The sequence below is a fragment of the Streptomyces sp. NPDC006335 genome, from assembly GCF_040612795.1.
Taxonomy (GTDB): domain Bacteria; phylum Actinomycetota; class Actinomycetes; order Streptomycetales; family Streptomycetaceae; genus Streptomyces.
Window position 1 is genome coordinate 154329 of record NZ_JBEXQX010000016.1, and the last position, 14139, is coordinate 168467.

Here is a 14139-nt window from a genome sequence, read left to right on the forward strand (position 1 = left end):
GGCAGCTACGGACCGACCGCCAGTCCGGAGCCCTCGACGCGCACCCGGATGCCCTCCCGCGCCACGCGCACGTCCCGCAGGCGCAGTTGGCCGCTGGGCGGCTCGGGCAGCCGGAAGCCGAGGGCGAGGCGGTCGGCGAGGACCGGGCGGGTCAGGCGGGAGAGCGCGCCCAGCAGCGCCGGGTCCAGTCCCAGGCGGTCCAGGAGTTCGGGGTGGGCCAGGGCCAGGTCGAGCAGGTTCAGGCGCATGGCCTGCCGTACGAACTCCGGGCGGCCGGTCAGCCGGGCCAGCGCGGTGTCGGAGCTCTGCGCCTCGCGCACGGTGGCGGCGGGCACGCCCAGCGCGCGCACCACGGACGGGACCGCCAACACGGCTCGGGCCCTGCGCGTCTGGCGGGCCAGGGCCGCGGCGGACCCGGGCGTCAGATGCAGGCCCTCCGAGGCACGGGTGCCGGGCCGGTAGGTCGCCAGGTCCCCGATGTCCAGGCGCATCCCGCCGATCCGGGTCTCGACGCCCCGCTCGCCGTCGCGCGCCACGCGCACGTCGGCCCGCAGCCGCAGATCGTGCCCGGCGACGGGGAGAGTGCCGCGCACGGCGACCCGGTCACGGCCGGCTCCCCTGAACGTCACCTGGGACGCGCCGAGTTCACGGTTCATGTCGGCGAAGGAGAGCAGGACGTCACCGTGCATTTCGGGAACGCGCGCCCCGCGCACGGAAGTCGGCCCGTCGCCGTCGAGCCGTATGTCATGGGCGGTCGCCGACACCGCGGCCAGCGTGACCCGGTCGGCGGCCACGTCCGGGACGGTGACCTTCACGGAGTCCAGCCGCTTGCCCGCGAGTTGGGTGAGGAAGGGGAAGCCGCCGATCTCCACCTCGGGCGCCGCGGTCAGCCGCAGCCGGTCCTTGAGGGTGTCCGCGGCCCGGTGCTCGGCGTAGAGGACGGCCCAGCGGTCGGCGAGGGTGAGGAAGGCGGCCAGAACCAGCAGGGAGGCGACCGTCTTGAGCGCGAAGGGCAGGCCCGTGAAGCGGCCCCGCCGACGCCGCCGCCCGGTACGGCGATGGCTGGTCGGCGGGGCCGGGGGCCCTACGTACGGACTGCCGTACACACTTTCGTACGCACTTCGGTCCGGACCTTCGCACGGACCCTCGTACGGATGGCGATGCGTGGGTATCGGGTGGGGGGAACGCATCGATCCATCCGATCATGCGAACGCCCCCCACCCGCAACCCGCTCCGGGCCCGTGCGACTCAGCTCACGGTCTACTTGACGATCGTGATCCGGTTCGCGGCCGGCGGCGCGATCGGGCTGCCCGCCGACGAGTTGGCCGTCAGGTACTCCACGAGAGCGGCGAGGTCGTCGCCGCCGACGAGGTCGTTCGTGCCCTGGCCCAGGGTGGTGAAGCCGTCCCCGCCGCCCGCGAGGAAGCTGTTGGTGGCGACACGGTAGGTGGCCGCCGGGTCGACGGCCGCGCCGTTCAGCTTCACGGAGTCGACGACGATCCGGTCCGCGCCGGTCTTCGTCAGGTCCAGCGTGTAGGTGAGGTTCGCCGACGGCAGCAGGATCTTCGGCGAGGCCGCGTTGGACCCGCTCACCTGCTCCTGGAGCACCTTGACGAGCTGGGCACCGGTGAAGTCCTGGAGGTTCACGGTGTTGGAGAACGGCTGCACGGTGAAGCCCTCGGCGTACGTCACCACCCCGTCCCCCTCGGTCCCCTTGGCCGCGTAGGTCAGGCCCGCCCGGACCCCGCCCGGGTTCATCAGCGCGAGGTCGGTCCCGGCGTCGAGCTTCTTGCCGTGGGCGAGTTGGGCGTCGGCGATGAGGTCACCCATGGGCGACTCGGTGCCGGTGCTCGGGACGTCGGCGGAGATGTAACCGATCGCGCGGTTGCCGATGGGCGCCGCGAGGGTGTTCCACCTGCTGATCAGCTCGGTCATGTCGGGCGCCTTGGGGACGGTCCGGGTGACCACGTGGTTCGCCGACTTCACGGCCGTCCGGGCGATGTCGCCGGTGAAGCGGTCGTACGTCAGCGTGGTGTCCGTGTAGAGCCGGCCGAAGGAGGCGGCCGAGGTGACCATGCGGGGCTTGCCCGACGGGTCGGGGATCGTGCACACGTACGCGGCGTGGGTGTGGCCGGTGACCAGCGCGTCCACCGACGGCGAGATGTTCTTCGCGATGTCGACGATCGGGCCGGAGATGCCGTCGCCGGCGCCCGGGGAGTCACAGTCGTAGTTGTACGAGCCCGAGGCCGGCTGTCCGCCCTCGTGGATGAGGGCCACGATCGACTTCACGCCCTGCTTCTGGAGCACGCGGGCGTACTTGTTGATCGTCTCGACCTCGTCCTTGAACTTCAGGCCCTTGACGCCCTCGGCGGAGACGACACCGGGGGTGTCCTCCAGGGTGACGCCGATGAAGCCGACCTTGACGTCCTTCTTCTTCCACACCCAGTAGGGCTTGAGGATCGGCCTGCCGGTCTTCTCGTCCAGGACGTTCGCGGCGAGGTAGGGGAAGTCGGCGCCCTCGAACTCCTCGTCGGTGTAGCAGCCGGCGGTGGGGTGACAGCCGCCGTTCTGGAGCCGGGCGAGTTCCTTGGCGCCCTCGTCGAACTCGTGGTTGCCGACGCTCGTCACGTCGAGGTCGAGCTTGTTCAGCGCCTCGATGGTGGGCTCGTCGTGGAAGAGACCCGAGACGAGGGGGGACGCGCCGACCATGTCACCGCCGGCGGCGGTGACGGAGTAGGCCTTGCCCTTGCGGGCCTCGCGCAGATGGGTCGCGAGGTACTCGACACCGCCCGCGTCGATCGTCTTGGTCGTCCCGTCCGCCTGGAGCTCGGTGACCCGGCCGGAGGAGCCGGACGGCGGCTCCAGGTTGCCGTGCAGGTCGTTGAAGGACAGGAGCTGGACGTCCTGGTAGCGGCTCGGCAGCGGTTTGCCGTGCTTGCTGTCGTGCGCGCCCGCGGGCAGTGCGGCGGCGAGGGCGCCGACGGTGGCGAGACCGGCGGCCGCGGCCACGAGTCGGTACATACGTCTGCGGCGCGGTTGCTGCTGGGACATGGCTGGCATACGCCCCCCTGTGTTCGGGATGTGAGAGTGCCCCCGTCCGGCGCAGCCTAGGGTCAACGCGCGTAGCGCGACAGAGGTTTCGTGGTTACATCCTGATTGCTTCTTTGCCGCCGCTTTGCCCGGACTCCCCCTTACCCTCGTAGCCATGACCAGCGACGACATCGCACGCCCCGGCATCTCCCGCTCCATCGAGACCCTTTCGGCGCTCTCGCCGGAACAGACCGAGGCGGTCCTCGGGCTGCTCGCCGAGGCCGCGCGCGAGGACGGCCAGCAGGCGGTGTCCGAACAGGGCCGGTTGCAGCTGCGGGGCGGCGCCCGCGAGGGCGTGTCCCACCTGCTCCTTTCCGTCGCGGACGAACTGGTGGGCTACGCCCAGCTGGAGGACACCGACCCCGTGGAGGCGCCGGCGGCGGAACTGGTCGTCCACCCCGCCCACCGCGGCCACGGCCACGGCCGCGCCCTGGGCTCGGCGCTCCTCGCCGCCTCCGGCAAGCGGCTGCGGGTGTGGGCCCACGGCGGCCACAGTGCCGCCCGCCATCTCGCCCAGGTCCTCGGCCTCACCCTCTTCCGCGAGCTACGGCAGATGCGGCGCACGCTGGCCGGCCTGGAGCTGCCCGACCCGGTGCTCCCGGCGGACGTGACGGTCCGTACCTTCGTACCCGGCGAGGACGACACCGCCTGGCTCGCGGTGAACGCGGCCGCGTTCGCCCACCACCCCGAGCAGGGCTCCCTGACCCAGCGCGACCTCGACGACCGCAAGGCCGAGGCCTGGTTCGACCCCGAGGGCTTCTTCCTGGCCTTCCGGGACGGCGAACTGGTCGGCTTCCACTGGACCAAGGTGCACGCGGCCGAACAGCTCGGCGAGGTCTACGTCCTCGGCGTCCGCCCCGGCACCCAGGGCGGCGGCCTCGGCAAGGCCCTCACCACGATCGGCCTGCGCCACCTCGCCGCCCAGGCCCTGCCGACCGCGATGCTCTACGTCGACGCCGACAACAAGGCGGCGGTCTCGGTCTACGAACGGCTCGGCTTCACGACGTACGAGACGGACCTGATGTACCGCACGGAGACGTGACGAGTCGGGCCCGCGGCCGAGTGCGTGGGGAGTCGAAGCCGGTCGGGGCGGTCACTGGTCGGGGCGGTCACGGGGACGGGGTCCACTCCTTCTCGAAGGCGACCTGCTCGGCGATGGTGGCCAGCGTCTCGCGGGGGGCGGGATGGAAGGAAACAGTCACCCGCCCTGCCGGAGACCTGCCCCCAGGGGCCCTCGACGGTCACGGTGTAGTCGTGGTCGCGGTCGTCGGTTCGGCATCCATTTTCGCTTGGTCCCGTCCGGGAGGATCTCCCGGCCTCCCTTGATGTCAGGACGCCCGGCGTGATCTGAGGCCGCGCACCGGCTCCGGCGCGCAGGACGCCCCCAGCAGGACCGCGCCCACCAGCACCACCGCCCACCGCACGTGCGCCGCCTCCCAGTTCGGGTCTCCCACCGGGACGAACAGGTCCCAGCGGGTGGGCAGCAGGAGGGGGGCGAGGAGGGCGAGGGTCAGGAGGCCGGCCGCCACCGAGGGTCCGGGTTCGGGTTCGTCGGTGAAGCGGACCGCCACCGACGCGGCCGCCAGCGCGAGAACGGCCGTGGCCGCCGCCTCCAGGGTGACCGCTCCCAGGGGCGGTCGTGCCTCCTTCGGCAGCAGGGCCAGCGCCGCCGCCCACCACAGCGCGGCGACCGGGGCGGCCAGCGCGACCCGCAGCCCACTGCGCACCCAACGCCGGGTGGGGACGGGGGTGGTGAGCCGGCGGGCCGGGTCGTCCAGGAGGAAGGTCAGGCCCAGGGCGAAGACGAGGGCGGCGGCCCTGAGAAGGGTCAGGCCGAGCCACGCGTCGGGGGATCCGGACAGCAGCCGTGGCAGCGCGACGACCAGCAGTCCCACGACCGCCCCGGTACCGACCGCCCGCCACGGCACGGTGCGTGCCACGGCCGCCACCAGCGCCCCCCGGGCGCCCCCGTCACTCCTCCGCACAGTCCTGCGCCCCCTTCGGCACCTCGGCCCCCAGTACCCGCGCCACCTGGGCCGTCGAGACCCCCGGCGCGGTCAGTTCGCTCCAGTGCCGCTTGACGGAGGCCGTCACCTCGCCGCGCGGCCGCCCCAGCAACTCCCGTACGACGTCGGTCTGTCCGGCCGTCATGGACAGCCCGCTGGTCGGGGCGAGGACGCTCGCCTCCCCGGTGACGCTGTCGTCGATGCGGACGTTCGCGAGGGAGGCCATCGGGTGCGCGTCCCCGCCCAGAGCCAGCCACATCGTGGTGACCACCCGGCCGTCGCACAGCTCGCTGCCCTTCGACTCGTCACCGGCGACCAGCACATAGGCGACGGCGACCGCGAACTCGGGGACCCGGTTGCCGCCCCACCGCGAGCCGACGGTGACCTGGTGCGGTGTGGTGAGCGGTTCGAGCGCCCCGTCACCGCTCAGCCCGTAGCGGGCCTCGATCCGTTGCCGTACGAGAAGGGGCTGCTGTGCGGCCGTACCGCCGGCCAGGGACCGGACGCGGTCCACGACCTCCACCCAGTCGTCCGCCCGGCCGGTCCACTCGGGGAAGGCGCAGTACGTCGAGCTGTCGCGCCGCACGCAGGTCTGGTCCCGCTGCGGGGCGACCGTGGCCCGTTCGCGGGCGGCCGTCAGCTCGGGTGACACGCCCCCGGACTGGCCCACCGCGCCGGCCAGCGTCAGCGCGAGCGCGCCCGCCGCACCGGCCTTCAGGTACAGCGCCCGGCCGCCGCTCGCCAGGACCGCGCACAGAGCCAGGAGCAGGATCAGCCCGGTCAGGTACAGCGCGTGCCAGGCCGCCGGGCGCCCGACGAGGTCCGACGGCAACGCCGTACTGCTGCTCTCGGTCACGATCGGGGACAGCCACCGCGACCACTCCGCGTCGCTGGTGCCCGCGGTGACGAACACGCTGAGGACGAAGAGGCCGATCACGCCGACCGGCGCGGCGAACGTGGACGGGACCAGTCGGGCGAGCAGCACCCCGAACGCGCCGCACAGCAGCACGTACAGGGGGCCGACGGCCAGTTCGGCGAGCGAGCCGTGGCCCACCGCGCCCGGCCTGAGGGCCTGCCGGGTGAACTCGCCGAGCACCACCAGCGCGGTGACGGCGGCGAAGGGAACCACCGACAGCACATGCGCGACCGTCCGCCGCCACGGCTCCATGAGCAGTACGTCGAACTGCCGGTCGGTGCCGCGCCTGCGGGAGCGCAGCGTGCACCGGTTGACGCACACGAACAGGGCGATCCCCAGCAGCAGGGGTCCGCCCTGGGTGCCGCGGTCGGCGTCCTGGAGCGCCGGGAAGGCCTCCATGCCGTCCTGCTGGTGGACCAGCGTCCAGGCGGTGTAGCCGACGTACAGCACGAGCGTCACCAGCACCGGGATGTACCGCAGCAGGTCGCGGGCCTCGAAACGGGCGAGCGCGAACACGGCGGCCCAGGCGCGTCGCGGATCGTCCTCGGGTACGGCGGTGGACTCGGCCACCGTCTCCGTCACCACGCTCATGCGGCCGCCACCTCCGCGTCCACGTCGTCCAGGGTGAGCAGGTAGCCGTCCTCCAGGGTGGGTTCGAGGAGTTCGGCACCGGCGGGCGGTTCGCCGACGTTGCGGAAGGAGCCGGTGCCGGTGCGCCAGCCCGCCTTGGCGCCGGGGGCGCGTTCCGTGCTGCTCCACACCCGGCCGGCGGCACGGGCGGTCAGGTCGGCGGGGGCGCCCTCGAAGAGGATGCGGCCGCGGGCCATGACGAGGACCCGGTGGCAGAGCATCGCCACGTCCTCGGTCTGGTGGGTGGACAGGAGCACGGTCCGCCCCTCCCCCGCCTGCGCGATCAACTCCCGGAACCGCATGCGCTGTTCGGGGTCGAGGCCGACGGTCGGCTCGTCGAGGACGAGGAAACCGGGGTCGCCGACGAGGGCGGCGGCCAGCGCGACCCGCTGCCGCATCCCGCCGGACAGCTTCTTGATGCGCTTCCCGCGTACGTCCCCGAGGTCGACCTCCTCCAGCACGCGCCGCACCTCGCGGTGGCGTGCGGTGCGGTCGGTGAGCTCCTTGAGGATCGCCACGTAGTCGACGAACTCGAAGGCGCTGAAGTCCGGGTGGAAGCCGGGGGTCTGCGGGAGGTAGCCGAGCGAGCGCCGGACCTCCTGCCGTCCACGTGAGCTGCCCGGGTCGTGCCCGAGGACGGTGAAGGAGCCCCGGTCGGCGGGCACGGCGGTGGCGAGCACCCGCAACAGGGTCGTCTTCCCGGCCCCGTTGGGCCCGAGCAGTCCGGTCACCCCCGGTGTCAGCCGCAGCGACACGTCGTCGAGGGCGCGGGTGCCGCCGTAGCGGAGATGGAGCCCGGTGGCGGAGACGGTGTCGTTGTCGGTGGCGGTCATACGGCGCTCCCGTTGAAGAGATCGAAGCGGTCACGGAGGAGGAAGAGCAGCCCGGCGCCGAGCGCGGCCACCGCTGCGGCCACGCCCTGCCCGGCCGCCGTGAACGGCGCGAGCGCGTCGGTGGCCGTCTGCTGTGCGGCCTGCGCGGCCAGCAGTACGGTGACCCAGGCGCCGCCGACCAGGGAGGGCGCGAGGACCGGGCCGAGTCTCGGGGTGAGGGCGAGGCCGGTCGCGGTGAGGGCGAGGGCGGGCAGCAGCCAGGCCAGGGCGCGCAGGCCGTAGCCGGGCAGGGCGAGGGTGGCGAGCCCGTTGAGGCCGAGGCCCGCGACCAGCACGGCGAGCGTGCGGATCATCAGCAGGCGGAAGCCGTGGGTGGGCGAGACGACCGTCATCTCGTAGGTCGGGTCGAGCGCCGGGCCGTAGGACAGCGCCACGCCGACCAGCGGCAGCAGCGGGGCGAGGGCGAGGAACAGGGTCGGCGACTCGGTCGTGCGCACCGCGCCCACGGTCGCCAGCAGCAGGAACACCACGGCCGCCAGCCAGGAGCGCCTGAGCACCGGCGTGGCCGCGAGCAGCCGCGCGGTGTGGTCGGCGATCCCGACCCGCGTCAGCAGCGACTCGAACCACCCCGGCCGGGGCGCGTCCAGTTCGGCGTCCAGCCGTTCCCACCCGGCGTCCAGCGCCACCGGTTCGGTGACATCGGCGAGCAGCGCCCGGCACTGCGCACAGGCGGCGAGGTGGGTGTCGGCGGACCAGAGCAGGGGGGCGGCCAACTCGCCCCGGGCGTAGGCCCGCAGATCGTCTTCGGCCACATGCCAGGTACTCACGTCAGCGCCTCCCTCAGCTGCTTGCGGGCCCGCATCGCGCGGGTCTTGACCGTGCCGGGCGGGATGCCCAGCAGGACGGCGGCCTCGCGGGTGGTCAGCCCGTCGACGACCGTCGCCTGGAGCACCGCCCGCAGTTCGGGTGACAGTTGGACGAGGGCGCCCGCGAGGTCCCCGTGCTCCACCCCCGCGAGCACGCGTTCCTCCGCGGACACCTCGTCCCGGTGCCGCAGCCGGGACAGGGCCTGCCTGAGCCGCCCCCGCGCCCCGTCGCCGCGCAGCGCGTCGATCAGCCGCCGCGAGCCGATCCGCCACAGCCACCCGGCCACGTCACCCTCCTCGCGATAGCGCGCGGTCCCCCGCCACACCGCGAGGAAGGTCTCCTGTACGACGTCGTCGACCACGCCCGCGTCCGCGCAGCGCCCCCGCAGCCGGGCCAGCAGCCAGGGCGCGTACCGCCGGTACAGCTCCTCGAAGGCACGCCGGTCACCGTCCGCCGCGATGGCCCGCAGCAGATCCCCGTCGCTTCTCGTTTCCCTCACGCCCCCTCATCGGACGACACCCGCCGACCGGTTCACCCGGCGACGAGGAAACCACGCTTGACTTTCAAGACCCCCTTCCATCACCCTTTCACTACTCAATTAGTGAAAGGGTGATCGTCCGCGTGGTCGAGTACCGCATCGACCGGCGCTCCGGCGTCGCCACCTACGTGCAGATCGTCCAGCAGACCAAACGGGCCCTGCGGCTCGGCCTCCTCGAACCCGGCGACAGACTCCCCACGGCCCGCGAGGTCGTGGAGGCCACCGCCATCAACCCGAACACCGTCCTCAAGGCGTACCGCGAACTGGAGCGCGAGGGCCTGGTCGAGGCCCGCCGCGGTCTCGGCACCTTCGTCCGCAGGACACTCGGCGCCGGCGCGCACACCGCCGACACCCCCCTGCGCGCCGAGCTCGACGACTGGGCCCGGCGCGCCCGGTCCGCGGGACTCGGCCGCGAGGACGTCGACGCGTTCTTCACCGCCGTACTCGACGAGCATTTCCCGAAGGGGGACCCCTGAGTTCCACCAGGCGTCCGGCCTGGGCAAGCGGTACGGCAGGCGGGCCGCCGCCCTCGACGGGTGTTCCTTCCGGCTCCCCGCGGGCCGCATCAGCGCGCTGGTCGGCCCCAACGGCGCCGGGAAGTGCACGCTCCTCGCGATGGCCGCCGGTCTGCTGCGGCCCGCCTCCGGCACGCTCACCGGACTCGGAGGGGCACTGACCCGCGACCGGCTCGCCTACCTCGCCCGGAACAAGCCGCCCACCCCCAGCTGACCAGCCCGACCTGATGCCTGGGGGCACCCCCAGCCCGGCACGAGCTGATGGGCACCCTGATGGCGGGCGCCGCCGAGCACGGCACCACCGTGCTGTTGTCCTCGCACATCGTGGCCGAGCTCGCCGACGCCTGCGATCACCTGCCGCGCCCCTGCCGCGCCCCTGCGGGGTCTCGCCCTCGGCGCCCTGATCGGCCTCGCCGTCCGCCGCACCCTGCCCGCGCTCGCCGTCAGCGGTTCCGCGTACTTCCTGGTCCACGCCTTCCGCGGCAACCACTGGCCTTTCCAGGGCCGACAAGGCCTGCCTCACCGCCGTGGCCGTCGCCCTCGCGTTCGGACTCCTGCGACGGCGGGCGGCCGCCGCATGAGCGCCCCGGCCGTCCTGCCGAAGGGGCTCGCCCGGACCGTGCTGCGGCTGCACCGGACGGCGCCGACGGTGTGGGCCGCCTTCGTCGCCGGTTCGGTCGGCCACCTGGTGTGGCCGACCGAGGTCACCGCCGACCCGGCGTACGCACCCCTGGACACCTGTCCCAGGGGCGAAGCCTGCGGGCCAGCCCTCAGCCCCCCAAGCCGAAGAACGCCCCCCACCCCCCAAACCTCGCGAGCCGCCCCCCGATATCCCGAACGCCATGTCGCCGTAACCATCGGTTCAGACAGGCTTGCGAGGCTCACCGAATGAAGCCCGCCGTGCCAGAGCCTTCGCCGCCGCCCCAGGGGCCCGCGGGGAACGGGGACGCCCCGGTCGCCGCCGTGCTCCCGCTCGCTGCATCCGACGCGCCCGTTTCGCTCCTGACGCGGAAGAATGGGGCCATGAGCCAGTCGAACACCCAGGCAGAGGTCCAGCACGTGCAGCCCTCCGTGGGCTCCATAGCCGCGCACCGCCCGCACACCGTGTCGGCCACCGTCTCCGATCTGGAGCCCGACCTCGACGCCGATCTCGACGCGTACGAGGAGATCCCCGTCGACGGAGCCGCCCAGCTCCCGCAGGGCCGTTTCCTCGACCGGGAGCGCAGCTGGCTCGCGTTCAACGAGCGGGTCCTGGAACTCGCCGAGGACCCGAACACCCCCCTCCTGGAGCGCGCGAACTTCCTCGCGATCTTCGCCAGCAACCTGGACGAGTTCTTCATGGTCCGCGTGGCCGGACTGAAGCGCCGTATCGCCACCGGCGTCGCCACCCGCTCCGCCTCCGGCCTCCAGCCGCGCGAGGTGCTGGAGATGATCTGGGCCCGCTCCCGTGAGCTGATGGCCCGGCACGCCGCCTGCTACCACGAGGACGTCGCCCCCGCACTCGCGGAGGAGGGCATCCACCTGGTCCGCTGGAACGAACTCCAGGAGAAGGAGCAGGCCCGCCTGTTCACCCTGTTCCGGCACCAGATCTTCCCGGTCCTGACCCCCCTCGCGGTCGACCCGGCGCACCCCTTCCCGTACATCTCCGGCCTCTCCCTGAACCTGGCCGTGATCGTGCGCAACCCGGTCAACGGCAACCGCCACTTCGCCCGGGTCAAGGTCCCCCCGCTGCTGTCTCGCTTCCTGGAGTCCTCCCCCGGCCGCTACGTCCCCATAGAGGACGTCATCGCCGCCCACCTGGAGGAGCTGTTCCCGGGCATGGAGGTCCTGGAGCACCACACCTTCCGGGTCACCCGCAACGAGGACCTGGAGGTCGAGGAGGACGACGCCGAGAACCTCCTGCAGGCCCTGGAGAAGGAGCTCATGCGGCGCCGCTTCGGGCCGCCGGTGCGCCTGGAGGTCGAGGAGTCCATCGACCGCGAGGTGCTGGACCTCCTCGTGCGCGAGCTGAAGATCTCCGAGGCGGAGGTCTACCCGCTGCCCGGCCCGCTGGACCTCACCGGCCTGTTCCGCATAGCCGGTCTTGACCGCCCCGAGCTGAAGTACCGCAAGTTCGTCGCGGGCGTCCACCGCGACCTGGCCGAGGTCGAGTCGGCGTCCGCGCCGGACATCTTCGCCGCCCTGCGCACCCGTGACGTCCTGCTGCACCACCCCTACGACAGCTTCTCGACGTCCGTGCAGGCCTTCCTCCAGCAGGCGGCCGACGACCCGGACGTCCTCGCCATCAAGCAGACGCTGTACCGCACCTCGGGCGACTCCCCCATCGTCGACGCCCTGATCGACGCCGCCGAGGCCGGCAAGCAGGTCCTCGTCCTGGTCGAGATCAAGGCCCGCTTCGACGAGCACGCCAACATCAAGTGGGCGCGCAAACTGGAGGAGGCGGGCTGCCACGTCGTCTACGGCCTGGTCGGCCTGAAGACGCACTGCAAGCTGTCCCTGGTGGTCCGTCAGGAAGGCGACACGCTACGGCGGTACAGCCACGTCGGCACCGGCAACTACCACCCGAAGACCGCGCGGCTCTACGAGGACCTCGGCCTGCTCACCGCCGACCCGCAGGTGGGCGCGGACCTGTCCGACCTGTTCAACCGGCTGTCCGGCTACTCCCGCCGCGAGACCTACCGCCGCCTCCTGGTGGCGCCCAAGTCCCTTCGCGACGGCCTCATTTCCCGCGTGAACAAGGAAGTCCAGCACCACCGCGCAGGGCGTCCCGCCTTCATCCGTATCAAGGTCAACTCCATGGTGGACGAGGCGCTCATCGACTCGCTCTACCGCGCGTCCCAGGCGGGCGTGCCGGTCGACGTCTGGGTACGCGGCATCTGCGCGATCCGCCCAGGCGTCACCGGCATGTCGGAGAACATCCGGGTCCGCTCGATCCTCGGCCGGTTCCTGGAGCACTCCCGGGTCTTCGCCTTCGGCAACGGCGGCGAGCCCGAGGTGTGGATCGGCAGCGCCGACATGATGCACCGCAACCTCGACCGCCGGATAGAGGCACTGGTCCGTGTCACCGACCCGGCCCACCGGGCCGCCCTCAACCGGCTGTTGGAGACCGGCATGTCCGACACCACGGCGTCCTGGCACCTCGGCCCGGACGGCGAGTGGACCCGGCACGCCACGGACGCGGACGGCCAACCCCTGCGCAACGTCCAGGAGATGCTCATAGACGCCCGGAGGCGCCGGCGTGGCACAGCAACACCTTGAACCGACGGATCCCCTGCCCGGGCACGTCGGGTTCGCCACCGGGGACGCCCTCGCGGGCTACCTGCGGTCCCAGGCCACGGAGTTCCTGCGCGCCCTGCGCCAGCACCGCGAAGGCGGAGCCCAGGCGCAGGGTCCGCAGGACCCGGTCGACGCGGTCCGGGCCCTGCGCCGCTCGGTCCGCCGCATCAGCGCCAGCCTCCACACCTTCCGCCCCCTCCTGGACGCCGACTGGTCGGAGTCCCTCCGCCCCGAACTGGCCTGGCTGTCGGGGACCCTGGGCATGGAGCACGCGTACGAGTCCCGCCTGGAGCGGCTGCTGCTGGCGCTGCACAGGCTGTCCGGGGCGGTGTTCCCGGCACAACCAGGCCCGGCCGGCACCACCCCCGTGCCCCTCCCCGCGCCCGCCCCGGACCGCGGCAACCTCACCGTGGGCGCGGCGAAGGCAGGCGCCCTCCTGGACCGCCAGCTCACCCTCGCCCGCACCCGGGCCCACTCGACCGCCCTCCAGGCCCTCGGTTCCTCCCGTTTCCACGCGGTCGCCGACAACATCGCCTTACTGGCGAGCGAAGTCCCCCTGACGAGAACGGCCGTCACCACCGACCTCCGCCCGATGGCCACCGCGGCACGGGAACGCCTGGAGGACGCGGTGGCCGCACTCCCCCTGGTCGCCGCGGGCAATCCGTACAACGCGGAGGCCCTCGTCCACGGCCTCTCCCCCGACCCCTCGCCCCACCCCCAGGACGCCCCCTGGCACCAGGTCCGCCTGCTGCTGCGCCTGCACCGCTACGCACGCGAGGTCCTGACCTCCTCGGTGGACGTACGGCTCCTGACGGCCGGCCAGTGCCTGGACCGGCACCGGGACGCCTCGGAGGCCGCGTCCGCGGCCGCCGCCGCGGCCCGCACCCCCCGCATAGCTCCGGCGACCGCCTACGCCCTGGGTGTCCTGCACGCCGACCAGCGGCACGAGGTGGAGGCGGCCCGGTTCGCGTTCCAGCAGTGCTGGCAGAAGCAGGCGGTGAGCACATGACCGGTCCCGGATACGACAACGACTGCGTCGTCCAGGCGGCCGGCTGCGTCCTGTGGCGCCACTCACCGACCGACGGCGACCTCGAGATCTGCCTGGTCCACAGGCCGAAGTACGACGACTGGTCGCACCCCAAGGGCAAGGTGAAGCGCGCGGAGGACGCCCTCACCGCCGCGCTGCGCGAGGTCGAGGAGGAGACGGGCTGCCGGGCCGCGCCCGGCGCCGAGCTCTCCACCGTCGAGTACTACGCCAACGGCCGTCCCAAGCAGGTCCGTTACTGGGCGGCCGAGGCCACCGGCGGAGCCTTCACCCCGAACGACGAGGTCGACCGCGTCCTCTGGCTCTCCCCGGCGGACGCCAGGAAACGCCTGACCCAGCCCCGGGACGGGACGCTGGTGGACGAGCTCCTGGCGCGCGTGCTCAAGCACACGTAGTCCTCAGTCCCGCGTGTGTCCCTCCGCG

At 72.8% G+C, this 14139-nt stretch carries 12 protein-coding genes and 1 pseudogene; 6 read left to right on the plus strand and 7 right to left on the minus strand.

The features are described from left to right. Positions 1 to 5: 5 nt before the first annotated feature. Both ABZ098_RS34480 and ABZ098_RS34485 read right to left on the minus strand, forming a co-directional pair. Complete coding sequence (locus tag ABZ098_RS34480) at positions 6 to 1190, minus strand: DUF2993 domain-containing protein (RefSeq protein ID WP_356597667.1); 1185 nt, start codon at positions 1188 to 1190, stop codon at positions 6 to 8. 70 nt (positions 1191 to 1260) lie between these two features. Next, entirely contained in the window at positions 1261 to 3060 is a 1800-nt protein-coding gene (locus ABZ098_RS34485; protein WP_356597668.1) for a bifunctional metallophosphatase/5'-nucleotidase, read from the minus strand. A 145-nt stretch (positions 3061 to 3205) separates the two neighbouring features. On the opposite strand from ABZ098_RS34485, the gene mshD reads away from it, so the two are divergent. Further along, the gene (gene mshD, locus ABZ098_RS34490; RefSeq protein ID WP_356597669.1) at positions 3206 to 4132 is read left to right on the plus strand and encodes a mycothiol synthase; all 927 of its coding nucleotides are present in this window, start codon (positions 3206 to 3208) and stop codon (positions 4130 to 4132) included. Between the two features lie 286 nt (positions 4133 to 4418). Here mshD and ABZ098_RS34495 read toward each other — a convergent pair whose 3' ends face one another. The 5 genes from ABZ098_RS34495 to ABZ098_RS34515 are packed head-to-tail and all read right to left on the minus strand — an operon-like array spanning position 4419 to position 8841. Then, positions 4419 to 5075, minus strand: coding sequence for an ABC transporter (locus tag ABZ098_RS34495; protein ID WP_356597670.1), 657 nt, complete (start codon positions 5073 to 5075; stop codon positions 4419 to 4421). Further along, on the minus strand, positions 5062 to 6603 hold the full coding sequence (locus ABZ098_RS34500) for an ABC transporter permease (RefSeq protein ID WP_356597671.1): 1542 nt from the start codon (positions 6601 to 6603) through the stop codon (positions 5062 to 5064). The genes ABZ098_RS34495 and ABZ098_RS34500 overlap by 14 nt, the downstream gene beginning before the upstream one ends. Continuing rightward, complete coding sequence (locus tag ABZ098_RS34505; protein WP_356597672.1) at positions 6600 to 7475, minus strand: ABC transporter ATP-binding protein; 876 nt, start codon at positions 7473 to 7475, stop codon at positions 6600 to 6602. Before ABZ098_RS34505 ends, ABZ098_RS34500 begins: the two co-directional genes overlap by 4 nt. Next, a complete protein-coding gene (locus tag ABZ098_RS34510) occupies positions 7472 to 8302 on the minus strand; it encodes a zf-HC2 domain-containing protein (RefSeq protein WP_356597673.1) in 831 nt (276 codons plus the stop codon). The genes ABZ098_RS34505 and ABZ098_RS34510 overlap by 4 nt, the downstream gene beginning before the upstream one ends. Then, positions 8299 to 8841, minus strand: coding sequence for an RNA polymerase sigma factor (locus ABZ098_RS34515; protein WP_356597674.1), 543 nt, complete (start codon positions 8839 to 8841; stop codon positions 8299 to 8301). The genes ABZ098_RS34510 and ABZ098_RS34515 overlap by 4 nt, the downstream gene beginning before the upstream one ends. Before the next feature lie 110 nt (positions 8842 to 8951). Here ABZ098_RS34515 and ABZ098_RS34520 point away from each other — a divergent pair, with 110 nt between their 5' ends. The 5 genes and pseudogenes from ABZ098_RS34520 to ABZ098_RS34540 all read left to right on the plus strand — a co-directional run bounded on the left by ABZ098_RS34520 (position 8952) and on the right by ABZ098_RS34540 (position 14111). Continuing rightward, positions 8952 to 9356 carry a GntR family transcriptional regulator gene (locus ABZ098_RS34520; RefSeq protein WP_356597675.1) on the plus strand — a complete coding sequence of 135 codons (405 nt, stop codon included), beginning with the start codon at positions 8952 to 8954 and terminating at the stop codon, positions 9354 to 9356. After that, positions 9334 to 9752 (plus strand): annotated as a pseudogene (locus ABZ098_RS34525) (ATP-binding cassette domain-containing protein); the annotation flags it as partial. The gene ABZ098_RS34520 and the pseudogene ABZ098_RS34525, both read left to right, overlap by 23 nt. Positions 9753 to 10418: 666 nt before the next feature. After that, entirely contained in the window at positions 10419 to 12653 is a 2235-nt protein-coding gene (locus tag ABZ098_RS34530) for an RNA degradosome polyphosphate kinase (RefSeq protein ID WP_356597676.1), read from the plus strand. Beyond that, positions 12634 to 13680: a CHAD domain-containing protein gene (locus ABZ098_RS34535; RefSeq protein ID WP_356597677.1), complete on the plus strand. Its 1047-nt coding sequence runs from the start codon at positions 12634 to 12636 to the stop codon at positions 13678 to 13680. Before ABZ098_RS34530 ends, ABZ098_RS34535 begins: the two co-directional genes overlap by 20 nt. Next, the gene (locus ABZ098_RS34540; protein ID WP_356597678.1) at positions 13677 to 14111 is read left to right on the plus strand and encodes an NUDIX hydrolase; all 435 of its coding nucleotides are present in this window, start codon (positions 13677 to 13679) and stop codon (positions 14109 to 14111) included. The genes ABZ098_RS34535 and ABZ098_RS34540 overlap by 4 nt, the downstream gene beginning before the upstream one ends. Positions 14112 to 14139 lie beyond the last annotated feature (28 nt).